This is a genomic window from Pseudomonas sp. F1_0610 (assembly GCF_047470865.1).
GTDB lineage: Bacteria > Pseudomonadota > Gammaproteobacteria > Pseudomonadales > Pseudomonadaceae > JAZDRH01.
Genome location: NZ_JAZDRH010000016.1, coordinates 1 through 19,045 on the forward strand (window position 1 = coordinate 1; position 19,045 = coordinate 19,045).

Genomic DNA, 19,045 nt, shown 5'->3' on the forward strand with positions numbered 1-19,045 from the left:
TTTATGAACTAAGCTTGATCTGTGTCTTAATTTGTTTTTTATAAATATAGATGATGGTATGTATACTGATTTGACAATTATTTTTTAATGGGATGGGTTAATAATTAATATGAAATTTATTAAAAATAGATTAGGAGTGATAGCTTTTTTGATTTTTATGTTAGCTCCTATTATATATGCGGCTGTTCTTGACTTTAATGCTAAAAGACATGCGGAAACGATTTGTGCTGAAGCTGTAAAAATTAATAATAAATCAATGATAATTAACTATTTTAAAGAGAAAGCTATCAAAGAAATTTACACTAGAGGGCTTAAATATACTGAAGATAAAGAAGGTTATGGAATAGCAAGTAAAGAAATTATATATGGGTATTTAGAAGGAAATAATAGGGCTTACTTCTCATACAGAGGGTTTGTATTTACAACCTATGATTGCGTTATTGATTTTGAGCATGATGTGGTTGCTGCTAGTCAAGTAGTTTTGTTTGATTGAGTAATTAAACTATTTAGGGGTGATCACTAGTGTCTAGCTCAGAAATGAAAGCTATACTCCACTCAAAGCGCGCTAATCTCTATTATTTAGAGCATTGTCGTGTTATGCAAAAAGATGGACGGGTATTGTACTTAACGGAAGCCAAAAACGAAAATCAATACTGGAATATCCCTATTGCCAATACTACGGTTATTTTATTGGGTACAGGTACATCTATCACTCAAGCAGCCATGCGAATGTTGGCCAGCGCTGGTGTTTTAGTTGGCTTTACAGGAGGTGGAGGTACGCCTTTATTTATGGGAGCAGAAATTGAATGGCTCACGCCACAAAGTGAATATCGTCCTACAGAATATATGCAAGCTTGGATGAAATTTTGGTTTGAAGAAGAAAAACGCTTGGCGGTAGCTAAAGCATTTCAAGTGGCGCGAGTTGAGTTTGTTCAAAGGGTTTGGAATAAGGATACGGATCTAAAAGGGGAAGGCTTCTATATTGATGATTTAGATATTCAGTCTGCTCTTACTGATTATCATCAAAAAGTTGAAAAATATCAAAAAGTAGCTGATCTATTACTCGCAGAAGCAGCCATGACCAAACACTTGTATAAGGCGGCTGCACAACGCAGTGGCGCGTCTTCTTTTACACGTAACCCCGAAGAAGGGGATCTAGCCAATAACTTTTTAAATCATGGCAACTACTTAGCCTATGGATTAGCAGCCACTACACTTTGGGTGCTGGGTATTCCGCATGGCTTTGCTGTGATGCACGGTAAAACACGTCGAGGAGCTTTGGTATTTGATGTGGCCGATTTAATTAAAGATGCTATTGTTCTTCCTTGGGCATTTATTTGTGCCAAAGAAAAGGCCACCGAACAAGAATTTAGACAGCAGATTCTGCAAAAGTTTACTGAACACAAAGCATTGGATTTTATGTTTGATCAGATCAAAAAAGCCTGTTCAGAGATAAATTAAATTTAGGCACAAGCTTTATTGTATTGAAGTAAATTTCTTGGGTTGACGCTAGTAACCTTAGCCCAACTGGCAATGTAAACATAAAAATTTTACATAGGAGTGAGTAATTTATGTCAATCAGTTGCATTGATTTTCACCAAACCGCTAGCTTAGACAACCTAAAACTCAGGATAAACCTGTCATGAACGTATAAGCGGTTTTTTGTGTGCTTTGCGCCTCGTCAGCTTAAGACAGAACCTTTCTTTCGAGTACTTCTATGATAGTTACCTTCGTTTCCCAGTGTGAAAAAAGAGCCATTGCCCGTACGCGTAAAGTCTTGGATGCCTTCGCCAATCGCATTGGTGATAATACATGGCAAACCGTGATTACAGAAGAAGGCTTATTAGCTGTTAAAAAACTTTTGCGCCAAACCGTCACCAAAAACACAGCCGTCAGTTGCCACTGGATCCGCTCACGACGACGCAGTGATTTATTGTGGATAGTGGGTAACCGTAATCGTTTTAATAGTTTAGGGCATGTGCCAGTGAATACTACGCAGAAAAAACTAGTTGTAAAAGAATCTGAAAATGATTGGTGCTATTTACCTTTAATAAAAGGGTTAACGGGAATCTCAGCATTGTTACATGACTGGGGGAAGTGCTCTGATTTATTTCAAGAAAAGCTAGTAGCAAAAAAAGGTAAATTTTTAGGCGATCCATTACGTCATGAGTGGATATCCTGCTTGCTTTTACAATCTTTAATTGATCTATCTGGAGATACTACAAAAGATGACGCTTGGTTAGGCTTGCTAGCCGAAAATACTTGGACTGAAAGTGCTTTACTGGAAAGGATGACAAATCTTTTTGAAGAAACTAAATTTGAACAATTAACAGAGTTACCGCCGTTGGCGCAGATGCTCGTCTGGATTGTTATGACGCACCATAAGATGCCAGATACGCAAGATTTTAAACAATATAGTGACACCTCTATTGTTCAGTTGTCTAAGTTATTGACTACCATTAAAGCAAGTTGGGGGTATAAAAATAAAATTGATGATAGTTTCAATAAAAGGCTCCCTAAGTGCTTTACTTTTAAACAAGGCTTACTTGCAGAATCCTCAGAGTGGATTGCTGCATTAAAACGATGGGCCAGAAAACTTCTGTTTTCATTAGATAAGATTCAAGAGATTATTGATAATGGTAGTTGGAGGCTAGTTATTCAATATTCTCGAGCTTGCCTTATGTTAGGTGACCATTACTTCTCATCACTGCCAAAAGCTAGTTTTAGTAAATTGAGTAAAACAACCAATTTAATGGCGAATACTGATAAAGTTAACGGCGGAGTAAAACAATATCTAGATGAACATTTGCTTGGAGTGTATCAGCATGGTTTAAAAGCCTCTCAATATTTAAAGAACTTAACTCTAGATATGCCTTTTGCACATGATTTGCGGAAAATAAAAAGTAAAAGTCCAACGCAATTTATGTGGCAGGACAACGCAGTTAAATCCATAAAAGACTTTAGAAAAAAAGATGTATTCAGTTTTGAACAAGGATGGTTTATTGTCAATATGGCTAGCACTGGCACAGGAAAAACCATTGCTAATGCAAAGATTATGCAGGCTTTATCAGAGGATGCAGATAGCCTACGTTATATTTTGGCTCTGGGGCTACGCACCTTAACATTGCAAACTGGAGATGCTTATCGTGATCAGCTGGGTATGGAAAAAGAGGATTTGGCGGTATTAATTGGTTCTAAAGCTGTTCAGGAACTACATGATCAACATAAAAAACTAAAGCATACTGAAGAAAATGTAAATTATGAAGAGATAGGATCTGAATCATTAGAAGAACTATTGAATGAAGAAATTGACTTTCCAGATGAGCAGTTTTTTCCAGAATTTTTAAATATATTATTTCCACCTAATAAACCAAATCAAGCTAAAAGAAATAAAGCCTTTTTATATCAGCCAGTATTAGTTTGTACTATCGATCATATTATGGGAGCTACAGAAACAATACGAGGTGGAAAGTATTTACTACCTTATTTGCGCCTATTATCTTCTGATCTAGTGATTGATGAGGTTGATGATTTTAATGTAGATGACTTAATACCATTATCAAGGCTAATTCATTTAGCAGGCATGTTGGGGCGTAAGGTCATGATTTCCTCAGCAACCATTCCTCCTAGCTTGGCAACTAATTTATATCATGCTTATCAGAAGGGATTTCAACTATTTTGTTGTTTTCATCAAATTAAAAATTTAACTGTCAATGCCATGTGGGTAGATGAGTTTTCTACTAAGATAAAAGCACTGTCTTTATCTCGACATAAGGCTGACTCGCATGAGTACTGCGCTAATCATGATGAGTATATTGAAAAGCGCTGCCAAGAACTTTATAAACAAAAAATAAAACAACGCGCCCATATTATTTCCTGTGCGCATTTATTAGCTAAAAAAGAAGTTAAGCAAGATAATAATATTCAAGATCAATACTTTGAGTTAATCAAAGAGAATATACAGCAGTTACATCAAAAGCATCATACTGTTGATGTGGTTTCTGGTAAGAAAATTTCTTTTGGCGTTGTGCGTGTTGCCAATATTCAGCCTTGTGTCGCCTTAACTCGATATTTATTAAATGCTGACTGGGATCAGAATAATTCGCCGAAGGTAATGGCTTATCATTCAAGGCAAGTATTGCTATTACGCAGTGTCCAGGAGCAGCATTTGGATGAAGTGTTATCGCGCAAAGAAAAAACGGGAGAAATGCCTAAAGCGTTTGATCATACTTATATTCGTCAGCAGATAGACGCAGCTACTACAGATAATTTGATATTTATTCTAGTAGCAACGCCAGTAGAAGAAGTAGGACGTGATCATGATTTTGATTGGGCAGTTATTGAACCTTCTTCATATCGATCTATTATTCAGTTATCTGGACGTGTTTTGCGTCATCGTAAACCAGACACAGATATTACTAATGCCAATATAGCCCTGATGCAGTTTAATCTAAAAGGTTTATATAATAGGCCTATAGCCTTTAATCGACCAGGGTTTGAGTCTGAGCGATTTTCACTAGAAAGCAAAAGCTTGACTGATTTAATTGAGCATGAACAGAGTTTACTCAATATCAGTGCTATTCCGCGCATTCGAGAAGCTTCTGTTTTGCAGCCTAGTAAAAAATTGGCTGATTTAGAGCACGAGGTTACACATTTTAAACTAGGTAATAAAAAGGGTGGGCCGCGTTTTACTCAGGGATGGCTAGAGGAAATATGGTTTTTAACGGCATTACCGCAGCGGTTTCATCGGTTTAGGCAAAATGAGCCCAGTGTGCAATTATTTTGGATTTATAACGATGAAACCTTCTCTTTCTGCACAAAAACAGAGGAGGGCATTTGGCTTAATCGGCAAGATTGGTATGGTATCAAGCCTATCGAGCTGAGTCCTTTAGAACAGTCTAGAATATGGTTTAAGCGCGACTACTCTAGCATTTTGCAAGCCTATAGCGCTCCTCAAGCAGGACTGGAGAGTGATATTGACTATTTAATGCAAAGAATATCTCAACGCTATGGGGAGATTATGCTACCCGAACCTCAAGGTAGTGAGCTCAAAAGCTATACATATTCTGATGATTTGGGATTATTTGACTAGGCTCAAAGTTATTTCTAATAGGGCTAGCTAGATTTTATGACAATGTTGCCATTACTACTTTATAAATAGCTTGAAAGCTCTATTAATTGTGTAATGTGAGCTGTAAATTCACTGCCAAGTAGGCAGCTTATACTATTGAACTGGAAGGTCATAATGATTGAAACAATCAACGATTTTGTCAGTAGGCGAAAAGCAACATGGCTAGAAGCAAAACTTAAAAAAGCTAAAGATGATACTGAGCGACAGCAATTTGAAATAGATGCTACTGAGCGTTTTAACTTGGCTAATTGGCTGTCGGACGCTGCAAAACGAGCGAGTCAATTATCAATAACGACACACCCTAGTAAATTTTCTCATCCAAGCGCCAAAAGCACTAGTGTGATTGCTAATAACCCATCGCGGTGTGATGGCTACTTGCGCAGTGGTAATGTAGTCAGCCAGTTGGATGCATTTGGTAATGCAGCGGCCATGGATGTGTATCAATTTTTATCTCTGCCCATTCCCTCTATAGATAATCAAAACATATTAGATGCTTTTGAACAGTCAAATATTAGCTTGCAAGAAACAATTAATAATTTAGGCTTAAATTTTGAAGAGCTGAAAGACTCTTTTTTAACAATTAAACAAGAAATAGGAGCAATAAAAACAGATACTTTGTTAAAGCAAGTATATTTCCCTGTTGCAAAAAATCAGTACCACCTTCTTTCTCTTTTAACAGGATCTGGTCTAATAACAACATTTAAAGAACGTATTAATACCCTTCGCTTTTCTGAAGTGCAAAAAGAAGCCAGAGCGGCTAAAAGAGAAGGAGAGAACCACGCTACAGGATATCGTGATTTATTTGACTTGACCATTACAGGTTATGGCGGTAATAAACCACAGAATATTAGCGTTTTGAATAATCGAAATAATGGTCAAGCCTATCTCTTGCCCTGCTTGCCTCCTAGATTTAAAACACGAAATATTCGTTTACCAAAGCAGAATTTTTTTACACAAACACTCTATTTAAAAGCCGAAAAATCCCGTTTTATAGCATTGCATAAATTAACGTTAAGTAAATGGAATAACTTAGAAATACGATCAGCTATTGAAAATATAGTGCAAAGTATTATTGATTTAATTTTGTATAAGGCTTATCAGCTACGAAGCTCTAGTGAAAACAACTGGACAGATAATGATGCTTACCAAAATTTACCAATGAGCCAAAAAATTTGGCTTGACAATCAGTATAAAGACCTTAGAGCTGAGGATAGTGAGTGGCGCGAAGATGTGGCTAAACAAATGGCTAGAGTAATTCTTAGTACTTATGAAGACATAAATGGAAAGACGAGTTTGGATGATACTTCGCTTAAGTTTATAACGCATGAAGTAGAGCAGTCCCTTGCGGAAGATAAGGAGTTTTTCTAATGAGTCGCGTTTTCTTGTTAATTCCTCATCTTAAAATTCATAACGCCAATGCTATGAGTAGCCCATTCACCATAGGTTTTCCAGCAATGACTGCCTGGATGGGAGCGATGCATGCTTTGCAACGTCAGTTACAGGCTACTGGTTTATCAAATATTAGCTTTACAAAACTAGCAGTTAGTTGTCATCAACTTGATTTACAAGCGTTTAAAGGCAGAGGAGATTATGTTTACTCTATCGTAGGCACGGGAAATCCTTTAGATAAAGATGGTAATAGACCCGCATTCATTGAAGAAGCACGTTGTCATCTAGAAGTTTCATTGCTATTTGAAATAGAAGGGTTTGATATTGATGACAAAGAAAAACTGCTAAAGGTAAGTAATCAATTGATTATGACCATGAAGTTTGCGAGTGGTGATGTCCAGCAAGTTGAGGCATGCCAATTGCTATTTTTTGATACTGATGCTGATAGTCCGAAGCAAGAGCTTAAAAAAGTCACTAATGCATTAATGCTAGGCAATGTATTAATTGAGCGAAAGGATTTAATGGTATCTAGTATGAATGAGGGGCTGGATGCCATTGATGCGTTACTTGACCATTTAACGGTAAATGTTCAAGCAACAGAAGAGAAAAGTACTGATGGCAAGTATCTCTGGCAAAGTAGTCGAAAAACAGCCGGTTGGATTGTACCTGTAGCTGTTGGATTTCAAGGTATTTCTGATTTAAGCAGTGTGCCAATATTAAACCAGCGCGACCAAGAAACACCGCATCGCTTTGCTGAAAGTATAGTTACACTCGGCGAATTTATTTTACCTTACCGCGCGAAAAAAATTGACGATATTTTATGGGAGTACGATACCGATTTAAGTAATGACTTATATCTGTGTCGTAATCAACTTTAACTCAGTATATAAATTACTTAATATCCAAGAAGGAATATAAAATGGCCAAGAGTACTATTGAGGTAGCAAGTGTTTTATCTTTTGAAAAAAAACTAGTGCCTTCAGATGCTTTTTTTTATGGCACAACATGGAGTAATCGTAGCCAAGCTGAGCCGCTGGCATTAGTAGAAAAATCTGTAAGAGGTACTATTTCTAATCGTTTAAAAGCAGCCACTGCAAATAATACTTTAAAACTAAATGCAGAAGTAGATAAAGCTAATTTGCAGCGCGTAGACACCTGTGCTCTTACTGAAAAGCAAGATACTTTAAAAGTTACATTTACATTAAAAGTACTTAGTGGCCTAGATAAACCATCTGCTTGTAATAACAAAGAGTTTTTGGCAAGTTATGCTGAGGCAGTTCAGACGTATATTGCTGAATTTGGTTTTAAAGAACTAGCAAAACGATATGCGTACAATATCGCTAATGGCCGTTTTCTATGGCGTAATCGAGTAGGTGCAGAAAAAATTCAGATCAGTGTAACGCTAAATGATGGCGTATCTCTTGAGTTTAATGCTTTTGAATACTCACTAAAAGAATTCGATAAAACAGACACTAAACTTGAACAGTTAGCAGCGGCTATTGCAGAGGCATTGGAAGGCAAACAAAATTATTTATTGATTAAAGTCGAGGCTTATGCATTGCTAGGCCAAGCTCAAGAGGTTTACCCTAGTGAAGAGCTAGTGTTAGATAAAAACAACAGCAAAGACAAAAAAAGCAAAATACTTTATGCCGTAAATGATGTAGCAGCGATGCATTCGCAAAAAATTGGCAATGCTTTACGAACTATAGATACATGGTATCCAGACTTTGCAGAATATCAACTGCCGATTGCAGCAGAACCGTATGGCGCTGTGACAAATTTAGGACATGCTTTTAGAACACCAAAAGAAAAAAATGACTTCTTTAGCCTATTTGATGCCTTTTCTACTGGAGATGAGCTATCTAGCCTAGAACAAAAACACTATGTTATAGCAGTGCTTATTCGTGGCGGCGTTTTTGGTAAAAGCACTAAGGAATAAGGACATGTTATGAATTTCTATCAAGAAGTTACACTAATAAGGCAGCCAGAAATTTCACTGTACTTTATTTGGTCCAAGGTATATACGCAATTGCATATAGCATTGGTTGAATCAAAAAACAGTGATAATCAGGTGAGTCTTGGTGTTGCTTTTCCTGAGTACCGTTTAAACTCGGATAAGAAAATAAGCTATTTGGGTAGCAAACTGCGTGTTTTTTCCCAAACGGAGGCTGAGCTAGTAGCGTTAGATTTGAGTAGATGGTTAGAACGCCTAACTGACTATGTGCATATCAGCCCAATCCGTAGCGTACCTAAGCAAGTAAATGGATATGCCATTTATAAGCGCAAGCAGGTCAAAAGTAATGCAGAGCGATTAGCTAGGCATCGTATAAAACGAGGTGATATTACATACGAAGAAGCATTGCAACGGTATCTAAATATAACCACACACTGTGATTTGCCTTTTATTCAAATGCATAGTTTAAGTGGTTCAGATTTTACTCATAAGCAACAATTTAAGCTGTTTATAGAAAAAATACCTGCAACAGAAATAGGGAAAGAGGGGTTTAATGCTTACGGACTAAGCCAAAATACAGCTGTACCCGAATTTTGACCCAATTTTTTTAAGTTCTTTAATAACTTATATAAATCAATAGGTTACAATAGCAGCGAAAAACTTGGGGTAAATCCTAGTTTTGACACCTAAGTTGCTGTTGTAACTTATTTTTTTGCGTTACAATTACAGTTCACTGCCGCATAGGCAGCTTAGAAATCAATCAACAAAACCATCCTCGATGACTGGCTGTTCACTGCCGCATAGGCAGCTTAGAAACCCCTACCTGATGCCCACCAAGGGTAGCCCTGGTTCACTGCCGCATAGGCAGCTTAGAAAAAAAACGGCTAGCGGGATACGTGATGTAAAGCGTTCACTGCCGCATAGGCAGCTTAGAAAATATAAACCTTGAAACACACTACTAATGCCCCGTTCACTGCCGCATAGGCAGCTTAGAAAACGTTGCCGCCCGTCGCATTCTCTACGTGCGCGTTCACTGCCGCATAGGCAGCTTAGAAATTGGTACATGAAGCTGATTTGGATCGAAGTTTGTTCACTGCCGCATAGGCAGCTTAGAAAATGTTTAGCCCTGCCGCCGGGTCTGTTGTGTTGTTCACTGCCGCATAGGCAGCTTAGAAAATTCTAGTTGTACTTTTGCAGTTTCTTCGCTTGTTCACTGCCGCATAGGCAGCTTAGAAAAAAGGAAGAAAGTCGCGCCGCTTCCGCTACTAGTTCACTGCCGCATAGGCAGCTTAGAAAATTATCTGCATCGCAATTTGCTACAAGAATTTGTTCACTGCCGCATAGGCAGCTTAGAAATTTGGCTCATGTTTTCTCCTTACTCTCTTGGCAGTTCACTGCCGCATAGGCAGCTTAGAAAGCAATCCGACGCTATAGATAACGGCCGTCCCAGTTCACTGCCGCATAGGCAGCTTAGAAAACCAAAACGATTGCTTTCGTCAATGTCATAATGTTCACTGCCGCATAGGCAGCTTAGAAATTAAAAATATGATGGATTACCCGTTAGGAATGGTTCACTGCCGCATAGGCAGCTTAGAAACTGAGCCTGAAAAGGCGGCACGCTCTTTTCTCGTTCACTGCCGCATAGGCAGCTTAGAAAATCTCAGCGCCTGAGGCTGCCCAGCTAATAGGGTTCACTGCCGCATAGGCAGCTTAGAAAATCATAAAAAACGCCTTCAACATCAGCAGAAAGTTCACTGCCGCATAGGCAGCTTAGAAATGAATCGCAGGCTTCGCCTTGGTACTGGCTGGGTTCACTGCCGCATAGGCAGCTTAGAAAGCTAACACTGCGGTCTTGCTCTTGTCCGATAGGTTCACTGCCGCATAGGCAGCTTAGAAAGTCCGCATTGTGCTGCACTGGTAACGCTGCGTGTTCACTGCCGCATAGGCAGCTTAGAAAATAGGAAGAAGTTCCTACCATGGTTAGATCAGGTTCACTGCCGCATAGGCAGCTTAAAAAACAGTTCAGTGCAGGTTAGTATTCTTTGAAGTGTTAGTAGTGTTTACTAGAGCTGTTTTTATTTGTTAAATAAGGCTTTAACACTTACGAAAGCACATGATAGACAGTATTCGGCTTGCTAACCTAGGCGAGCTTGGTTAGACATATTCTGTAATCAATCCTCTTTATGAAGTTTGCACTTTGATCATAAAATCCCAATATATTACTGGTTCACTTAGCTAAATACTGTTAGCGTTGAGCTGGCTTTATTGTAGGTGGATGTTCTGTTTTTTGTGAACAGATGTCATTAATCAATGGCGTAAGATCAATATAAAAACAATAGGATCTCTTTAGTATGCATAACGCAGACTTTGTAATTGGATGCAAAGTGATGTCGCAGAACCTGAGTAAAATGGTGATTAACGTATGAATCTTCACGAGTATCAGGCGAAGCAACTTTTCGCTGAAGTAGGTTTACCAGTATCTAAAGGTATTGCTACCAATACACCAGAGGCAGCAGAGCAAGCCTGTGAGCAGTTAGGTGGTGAACGCTGGGTTGTAAAAACACAAGTCCATGCCGGGGGACGAGGCAAGGCAGGTGGTGTAAAGCTGGTTAGCAAAGCTAGCGAGGCTAAAGAGTTTGCGGCGCATTGGTTAGGTAAGCGTCTAGTTACGTATCAAACAGATGCAGCAGGGCAGCCAGTTAATACTATTTTAGTAGAGCGTTGCACTGATTTTGAAAAAGAACTCTATTTAGGTGCTGTAGTTGATCGTGGTACACGCCGTATTGTCTTTATGGCGTCTACAGAAGGTGGCGTGGAGATTGAAAAAGTCGCCCACGAAACGCCTGAAAAAATTATTAAAGAAATTATTGATCCTACCGTTGGGGCTCAGCCTTTTCAGGGGCGTGAAATTGCGTATAAACTAGGTTTAAAAGGGGATCAAGTTAAGCAATTTACTAGCATCTTCCTAAAAGCCGCGCAGTTATTCAAAGATTACGATATGGCACTAATGGAAGTGAATCCTTTAGTGATAACTAAAACAGGTGACTTGTTGTGCCTTGATGCTAAAGTCAATATTGATGGTAATGCAATTTATCGTCAGCCTAAATTACGTGCCTATCACGACCCTAGCCAAGAAGATCCACGCGAAGCGCACGCAGCACGCTTTGAGCTCAATTATGTTGCTTTAGAGGGTGATATTGGCTGTATGGTAAATGGTGCCGGTTTAGCCATGGGTACTATGGATATTGTAAATCTGTATGGTGGCAAGCCAGCGAACTTCCTTGATGTAGGCGGTGGTGCAACTAAAGAGCGCGTAACTGAGGCCTTCAAAATCATCTTATCTGATGAAAAAGTAAAAGCCGTTTTGGTAAATATTTTTGGCGGTATTGTACGTTGCGATATGATTGCTGAAGGCATTATTGGCGCAGTACAAGAAGTGGGCGTAAAAGTGCCTGTAGTAGTACGTTTAGAAGGTAATAATGCAGAGTTAGGCAGTAAGGTTTTAGCCGCCAGCGGTTTGAATATTATTGCCGCCACCAGTTTGACTGACGCCGCTCAGCAAGTAGTGAAAGCAGCAGGAGAGAACCAATGAGTATTTTGATTGATAAAAACACTAAGCTCATCTGCCAAGGCTTCACTGGTTCACAGGGTACATTTCACTCAGAACAAGCCATTGCTTATGGTACTAAAATGGTAGGTGGCGTTACACCTGGCAAAGGCGGTACTACTCATTTAGGCCTACCCGTATTTGATACAGTTAAAGAAGCGGTACAAGCAACAGGTGCTAATGCCTCTGTTATTTATGTGCCTGCTGCATTTTGTAAAGACTCTATCTTAGAAGCTGCTTATGCTGGTATTGAGTTGATTGTTTGTATTACAGAAGGTATTCCAACCTTGGATATGCTCGATGCTAAACTCAAATGTGATGAGTTAGGTGTGCGTCTTATTGGGCCTAACTGCCCAGGTGTAATTACGCCTGATGAATGTAAAATTGGCATTCAGCCAGGTCATATTCATCGCGCAGGTAAAGTCGGAATTGTTTCACGCTCAGGTACTTTAACCTATGAGGCAGTGAAACAAACAACAGACGCAGGTTACGGCCAATCTACCTGCGTAGGTATTGGTGGCGATCCGATTCCAGGTTCAAGCTTTATCGATATTCTTAAACTCTTCCAAGATGATCCACAGACAGAAGCCATTGTTATGATTGGCGAAATTGGTGGTACAGCAGAGGAAGAAGCGGCATCCTTTATTAAAGCGAATGTGACTAAACCAGTCGTTTCCTATATTGCAGGTGTTACAGCACCAGCAGGTAAGCGTATGGGACATGCGGGGGCTATTATTTCTGGCGGTAAAGGCACAGCGGCTGAAAAGTTTGCTGCGTTAGAAGATGCTGGAGTGCGTACTGTGCGTTCTTTGGATGAAATTGGTAAGGCGTTATCAGAAGTAACGGGTTGGCCATTACGTAACGCCTAGTTTCGGTGTTACCTAAGAAGCGGTGCTAGTTTAATGAATAAGCTAGCACCGTTTTTGTTTGTATCTATGTTTGATTGGCTAACCAAAGCATCATAGAAAACAGTAATAAATAAAGTGTTTTCTCTTTTGTAGCAATAAAAAGTTAAAATAATCCAATACGGGGTTAAAAATTGCGGTAAAGCACAATAAAAAAAACCTCAACTAAAGTATTGATAGTAATTATTGCGGACTTGGGGCCTGGGCGAGCTAAAACGATAAAAATAAGCAAAATTTGTTATAATTGTTCAATTAATTTCTGTGTTACCTACTAGCTAAAGCTGTTTTTAACTGCTTACCACATTATAAGTGGTTGTTGTTTAGGTTTCTTGTGTATTTCTTGGCATTATCGGCTAAGTACTATCCGCCTAAATAGGTTCGCTAACCGCAACCTTCCTCAATTAGCTCAGCACAGAACAATCTTTTCATCGGCGTGGCTAAGGCCATGCCACTGATGGTTGAATGTTATGAAACGCCTTAATGGTTTTGAATTACTCGCCTTAGGTTTTATGACCTTTGCGTTATTTTTAGGTGCAGGTAATATTATTTTTCCTGTGTTAATTGGTATGCAAGCGGGTGAGTATACGCTTGTTGCGGGTCTCGGTTTCTTGATTACGGGTGTTAGCCTACCTCTACTGACAGTGGTTGCCTTGGCCCGTGTTGGTGGTGGGCTAACTACGTTAACCTCGCCACTGGGTAAAACAGTCGGATTGGTTTTTGCCATTAGTGTTTATTTATCAATAGGGCCATTATTTGCAACACCGCGTACAGCCAATGCTTCCTTTGTAATTGGTATTACGCCATTTTTTGAGTATTTGCCATTTGTGGATGCGGCTCAGTTAGCTGATAAAACCTACAAAGATAACGTAGCCAACTGGACGCTTTGGATTTATAGCACTATCTATTTCTTAATTGTGCTTTATCTGGTTTTATCGCCAGGTAAAATTATTGATCGCTTAGGAAAAATCATTACGCCAGTATTATTATTAGGCTTGATTGTATTAGGTTGTGCTGCCGTTTTTGCTCCTGCTGGCCCGATTGGTCCTGTATCGGATGAGTTTTCAAAATTACCTATGCTAGGCGGTTTTCTCAATGGCTATCTGACAATGGATGCATTGGGTGCATTGGTCTATGGTTTGGTGATTGCCAATGCAATTCGCAGTAAAGGAGTTAATGATAAAAAACTCATTACACGTTATTCAATTTATGCTGGCATTATTGCTGCTATAGGTTTGTCTTTAGTTTATTTAACTCTAATCTATTTAGGCGCTGGTAGTTATAGTATTGCTAGCGGTGTTTCTAATGGTGGCGATATCTTAGCCTTATACGTGAACCATACCTTTGGTTATTACGGTAACTTCTTGCTGGCATTAGTTATGGTGCTGGCCTGTTTAACTACCGCTGTAGGATTGATTACTGCCTGTGGTGAGTTTTTCAACGATGTTACCGGTATTCCTTATACCATTATAGCTATTGCTTTTACCTTGTTTAGCTGGTTGGTGTCGAATGTGGGTTTAGAGCAGTTGCTCAGTTTCTCTGCACCCGTGCTAACAGGACTCTATCCATTGGCTATTGTTATTACACTTTTAGCCCTGGCAGATGGTGTTTGGAATTATCGACCACTCATTTATATTCCAACTCTGTTTGTTACTTTGCTGTTTGGCATTGTTGATGGTTTAAATGCTGCGGGATTAAATGATTATGTGCCACGCATGTTTGATGGGATTTTTGCCGCAGAAGTAAAAATGGGCTGGCTGCTTCCTGTTTGTTACACAGTGCTTGCCGCTTTTATTTTGGATCGTTATGCGCCGCGTGCCATTGATTATGTGGTTCAACAAGCCAATAAATCCTCAAAAGAATAAAAGATATTTACCTCATCTAAAAAGCCCTGAGTTATTCAGGGCTTTTGCGTTTTGTTGTGGCTAAAACGATAGATTGCGGTTAATTGAGGAAATTTAATTAATTTTGGCTAAAATGATCAGGCCCTGTTTTAGTTATTTTCTAAACCCTAAAAAAATTAGTGTTTATTAGCGAATTATTGATATTTACTAAAAAAAATAAGCGTAATTTGTTATTGTTACTAGTTCCATCTTACCCGATGGATGATTGTTTTTAAGGATTACAATAGCAGTAATGCCACTTACCCAGTGCAATAACTCGCCTTAAAAATAAGGGTCGCACACCAAGCGATGGCAATTGAAACAGCTGATAGTTATCAGTTACCTGTATCTAAATGCAGCCTTGTGCTGTGTTGCATCCTTTGGTTTGAAAATAAATGAAGCGTTTAAGTAGTTTTGAGTTGCTCGCTCTAGGTTTTATGACCTTTGCGTTATTTTTAGGCGCAGGCAATATTATTATGCCGGCTTTAATTGGTATGCAAGCTGGGGCGCAGGCTTGGCCAGCCTCTATCGGTTTTTTAATTAGTGCGGTAAGTCTGCCATTATTGGCAGTAGTTGCCTTAGGTCGTGTAGGGGGCGGACTAATTAGCTTGGCCTCTCCTTTAGGGCGTTTTGTGGCAGTTTGTTTTGCTGTAGCTGTATATTTAGCAATAGGCCCTTTGTTTGCTACACCTCGTACTGCAGCAGTGTCTTTTGAAATAGGTTTAACACCTTTCTTAAAGTTTTTGCCTGGCGTTGATCAAAGCTGCTTAGTCAGTGAAGAGTGTTATAAGCCTGTAGCTTCTACAGCGCTTTGGGGGTATTCAACGCTGTATTTTGCGATTGTATTATTTTTAGCGCTACGTCCTAGTAAAATTGTTGATAACTTGGGCAAGATAATGACGCCTGTATTACTGCTAGGGCTTATTGTGCTAGGTGGTACAGCCATGTTTTTACCTGCTGGCGAAATGGGACCAGTGCAAGCAGAATACAGTAAAGTTCCTATGGTAAAAGGTTTCCTTGAGGGTTACTTAACCATGGATGCCCTTGCAGCATTAGTGTTTGGTTTGGTTATTGCTAATGCTATCCGTAGTAAAGGAATTACAGATCAAAAATTGATTACACGTTACAGCATCTATGCGGGTTTGATGGCCGCTGTGGGTTTATCACTTGTTTATTTGACACTTATTTATTTAGGGGCTGGCTCTTACGATCTAGTAAAGGATATTCCAGATATTAATGGTGGATTGATATTGGCCAAATATGTAGAGCATACCTTTGGCGATGTTGGTAATAGTTTATTGGCTTTGGTTATTGTGCTGGCTTGTTTAACTACAGCTGTTGGTTTAATTACAGCCTGTGCAGAGTTTTTTAATGACTTAACAGATATTCCGTATTGGGTTATTGCCAGTGTGTTTACGACCTTTAGCTGGTTGATTTCTAATGTGGGCTTAAGCCAATTACTAGAGCTATCTATTCCAGTTTTATATGGTTTGTATCCACTAGCTATTGCTTTGATTCTATTAGCCTTAAGCAGCAAGCTTTGGAATTATCCATCTATAGTATTTATCCCTGTTATGTATGTAACCTTCATTTTTGGATTAGTCGATGGTTTAAATGCAGCTAAATTAAATGCTTATGTGCCAGCGATGTTTGATGGTCTATTTGGTGTTGATATGCAGATGGCTTGGGTGTTACCAGCTGTTTTTACGCTATGCTCGGCTATAGTGCTAGATCGCTATGCCCCTCAAGCCATTAAACATATTGCGCAGCAGATTAAGTCATAAACTAACTAGGAAGTCTGCATAAAAGCCAAGCAGTAGCTTGGCTTTTTTAATCTACTACTTTGGAATAATAGGTTGAAATATAAAATTTTAACTGCCAATTAGTTATCTGTTATTAGTATTTTATTTTTAAAATATTTTAGATTTAGAATTTTTTATTTGATTTCTGGGTTGTTGTTAACATTTTATGGCAAGTTGGCTGCTTGTGCTCTAGCATGCGTTTAAATTTGTTATGTTACCCACCGAATTAGCACTTATATCCAAGAAGGCTAATTTTTTTGCACTCAAGTTATCCATTTGGGCTTTCTCTACTTGTTCAGTTGTGACAATGATCTTGTACATCAGCTGGTAAGGATCACGCATGAATCGCTTAAGCGGCTATGAAGTTTTAGCCTTGGGCTTTATGACCTTTGCTTTATTTTTAGGTGCTGGGAATATTATTGTTCCAGCTGAAGTGGGTATGAAAGCGGGTGCTGCCTCATGGGCTGCCTGCTTAGGCTTTTTAATTACAGCAGTGAGTATGCCATTATTAACTGTTATTGCTCTGGCTAGAGCAGGTGGTGGCATGGCTATTTTAACCTCGCCTGTAGGCCGAGTAGCGGGGTTGGTTTTTGCCGTAGCTATTTATTTGGCCATTGGCCCATTTTTCGGTACACCTCGTACCGCTGCTGTTTCTTTTGAAATTGGTATTACACCTTTTCTAAAATATTTACCCTTTGTGAATACTGAGCAATTGGTGGAGAAAGATTATCTTGCGCAGGTTTCCTCAATAGCTTTATGGGGGTACTCCAGTCTTTATTTTACGATTGTATTTTGTTTAGTTATTAATCCTAAAAAAATGGTTGACCGGTTGGGCAAGTTATTAACCCCAGCGTTATTGCTAGGCTTATTAATTTTAGGTATTAGCGCTATTGCAGCTCCAGCTGGAGCATTAGGACCTATAACAGAACGCTATCAAGAAAATGCAATGCTATCTGGTTTCTTAGATGGCTATTTAACAATGGACGCTTTAGCGGCATTGGTGTTTGGTTTGGTTATTGCTAATGCGGTACGTAGTAAAGGCATTACTGACAAAAAACTTATCACAGGTTATTGCATTGTTGCAGGTGTTATTGGTGCAGTAGGTTTGTCTCTGGTTTATTTAGCGCTAATTAACCTTGGGGCAAGTAGTTATGCCATTGCAGCGGATGCTGCCAATGGTGGCGCAATTTTAGCGGCCTATGTGCAGTATACTTTTGGTGACTTAGGTAATGTATTGCTTGCTAGTGTAATTATTCTTGCTTGTATGACGACCGCAGTAGGCTTGATTACAGCTTGTGGTGAGTATTTTGCCGAGTTAACAGGCATGTCGTATCGTTTGATTGTGCTACTGGTGACTTTATTTAGTTGGCTCGTTTCAAATGTTGGTCTGACTGATTTATTAGCTTTTTCGATTCCAGTTTTAGTTGGGTTATACCCATTATCTGTCGTATTGGTTTTGCTTTCGTTGGCCCATAAACTCTGGCGCTATCCGCCATTGGTTTTTATTCCAACGCTTTTGGTTACATTGGTGTTTGGAATTTTTGATGCTTTTGTTGCGGCTAAGTGGGATTTTTTAGTGCCCGACTTTATTCAGGCGTTATGGGGTGCTGAGCAGCAAATGGGCTGGGTGCTACCCGTTAGCTTTACTTTATTGATGATGCTGATATTAGATAGAGCGTTTGGCCAACATCTTATTAAATCTAAATTCAGTAATCCAAATTAAGCAAACAGTGGGGAGTGCACGATAAAAGCCATTATTGAGCTGGCTTTTATCGTTAAAAATTAGTTTTTTAATTTATTGATAGTATTTTCTGTAGCTTCTTTAGTTTTTTCCCACGCATTACTAGAAGCTTCCTTGGTTTTATTCCAGGCTTCGTTGCTGGTGTCTTTGGTTTTCTCCCAAGCTGAAGTATCGTTTTTTGGGGAGGTTCCTAGCGCTTGGTTTAGATGCTCTATGGTTTGTTGGGTGCCTGTATCAACTTCTGCTGTACTAGTAGATTGTTGTGGCACCGCCGCACTCATGGGGGGCTGTTGCTTAGCAGGAGCTTCTTTTTCGCACGCTGTTAAGAGGGCGCTTGTGGAAATAAGTAAGCTAAGCAGTAGTTGTTTTCTCATTACTCAGGTGGCCTTCTTAGTTACTTGTGTTTGGCGCATCTTCGCCTAAAGCGTGGTTCATGTTATCTATCGCCTGTTTATTGGCGGCTTCTAAGTCATGCTTGACCTTGTCAATTTGTTGTTGGCCATGTGTCAGGATTGAAGGGGCTTCTTTTGTAACAGGAGCTTCTTCTTTCCCGCAAGCGCTTAACAGCAAGCTAATTGAAATGGCTATGGTAAGAGAGAAGATGTTTTTCATATGTGTTTCCTAAAAGAGAAGAGC

14 protein-coding genes and 1 CRISPR repeat array are annotated in these 19,045 nt (G+C 39.3%); of the genes, 12 read left to right on the forward strand and 2 right to left on the reverse strand.

Translation table 11 applies throughout. The features are described from left to right. Positions 1 to 109 precede the first annotated feature (109 nt). The 12 genes from VQ643_RS09950 to brnQ (VQ643_RS10005) all read left to right on the forward strand — a co-directional run bounded on the left by VQ643_RS09950 (position 110) and on the right by brnQ (VQ643_RS10005) (position 18,391). A complete protein-coding gene (locus tag VQ643_RS09950; RefSeq protein ID WP_414199619.1) occupies positions 110 to 493 on the forward strand; it encodes a hypothetical protein in 384 nt (127 codons plus the stop codon). A 29-nt stretch (positions 494 to 522) separates the two neighbouring features. Further along, positions 523 to 1,461, forward strand: a complete 939-nt coding sequence (cas1f, locus tag VQ643_RS09955; RefSeq protein ID WP_414199620.1) for a type I-F CRISPR-associated endonuclease Cas1f — start codon at positions 523 to 525, stop codon at positions 1,459 to 1,461. Between the two features lie 256 nt (positions 1,462 to 1,717). Next, positions 1,718 to 5,092 (forward strand): type I-F CRISPR-associated helicase Cas3f, encoded by a 3,375-nt coding sequence (cas3f, locus tag VQ643_RS09960; protein WP_414199621.1) that lies wholly within the window; start codon positions 1,718 to 1,720, stop codon positions 5,090 to 5,092. A gap of 153 nt (positions 5,093 to 5,245) precedes the next feature. Then, entirely contained in the window at positions 5,246 to 6,499 is a 1,254-nt protein-coding gene (csy1, locus tag VQ643_RS09965; protein ID WP_414199622.1) for a type I-F CRISPR-associated protein Csy1, read from the forward strand. After that, complete coding sequence (csy2, locus tag VQ643_RS09970; RefSeq protein ID WP_414199623.1) at positions 6,499 to 7,398, forward strand: type I-F CRISPR-associated protein Csy2; 900 nt, start codon at positions 6,499 to 6,501, stop codon at positions 7,396 to 7,398. The genes csy1 and csy2 overlap by 1 nt, the downstream gene beginning before the upstream one ends. A gap of 41 nt (positions 7,399 to 7,439) precedes the next feature. Further along, positions 7,440 to 8,459, forward strand: coding sequence for a type I-F CRISPR-associated protein Csy3 (csy3, locus tag VQ643_RS09975; protein WP_414199625.1), 1,020 nt, complete (start codon positions 7,440 to 7,442; stop codon positions 8,457 to 8,459). Between the two features lie 9 nt (positions 8,460 to 8,468). After that, positions 8,469 to 9,071, forward strand: coding sequence for a type I-F CRISPR-associated endoribonuclease Cas6/Csy4 (gene cas6f, locus VQ643_RS09980; protein WP_414199626.1), 603 nt, complete (start codon positions 8,469 to 8,471; stop codon positions 9,069 to 9,071). Between the two features lie 131 nt (positions 9,072 to 9,202). Then, positions 9,203 to 10,491: a CRISPR direct-repeat array (repeat unit 28 nt; unit sequence GTTCACTGCCGCATAGGCAGCTTAGAAA). Between the two features lie 405 nt (positions 10,492 to 10,896). After that, on the forward strand, positions 10,897 to 12,066 hold the full coding sequence (gene sucC / locus VQ643_RS09985; RefSeq protein WP_414199627.1) for an ADP-forming succinate--CoA ligase subunit beta: 1,170 nt from the start codon (positions 10,897 to 10,899) through the stop codon (positions 12,064 to 12,066). After that, a complete protein-coding gene (gene sucD / locus VQ643_RS09990) occupies positions 12,063 to 12,950 on the forward strand; it encodes a succinate--CoA ligase subunit alpha (protein WP_414199628.1) in 888 nt (295 codons plus the stop codon). The genes sucC and sucD overlap by 4 nt, the downstream gene beginning before the upstream one ends. Positions 12,951 to 13,453: 503 nt before the next feature. After that, complete coding sequence (brnQ, locus tag VQ643_RS09995) at positions 13,454 to 14,848, forward strand: branched-chain amino acid transport system II carrier protein (protein ID WP_414199629.1); 1,395 nt, start codon at positions 13,454 to 13,456, stop codon at positions 14,846 to 14,848. Between the two features lie 413 nt (positions 14,849 to 15,261). Further along, the gene (brnQ, locus tag VQ643_RS10000; RefSeq protein WP_414199630.1) at positions 15,262 to 16,650 is read left to right on the forward strand and encodes a branched-chain amino acid transport system II carrier protein; all 1,389 of its coding nucleotides are present in this window, start codon (positions 15,262 to 15,264) and stop codon (positions 16,648 to 16,650) included. 358 nt (positions 16,651 to 17,008) lie between these two features. Further along, complete coding sequence (gene brnQ / locus VQ643_RS10005; protein WP_414199631.1) at positions 17,009 to 18,391, forward strand: branched-chain amino acid transport system II carrier protein; 1,383 nt, start codon at positions 17,009 to 17,011, stop codon at positions 18,389 to 18,391. 59 nt (positions 18,392 to 18,450) lie between these two features. On the opposite strand, the gene VQ643_RS10010 is transcribed toward brnQ (VQ643_RS10005), so the two are convergent. Beyond that, complete coding sequence (locus VQ643_RS10010; protein WP_414199632.1) at positions 18,451 to 18,783, reverse strand: hypothetical protein; 333 nt, start codon at positions 18,781 to 18,783, stop codon at positions 18,451 to 18,453. A 16-nt stretch (positions 18,784 to 18,799) separates the two neighbouring features. Continuing rightward, positions 18,800 to 19,021, reverse strand: a complete 222-nt coding sequence (locus VQ643_RS10015) for a hypothetical protein (RefSeq protein ID WP_414199633.1) — start codon at positions 19,019 to 19,021, stop codon at positions 18,800 to 18,802. Between the last annotated feature and the right edge of the window lie 24 nt (positions 19,022 to 19,045).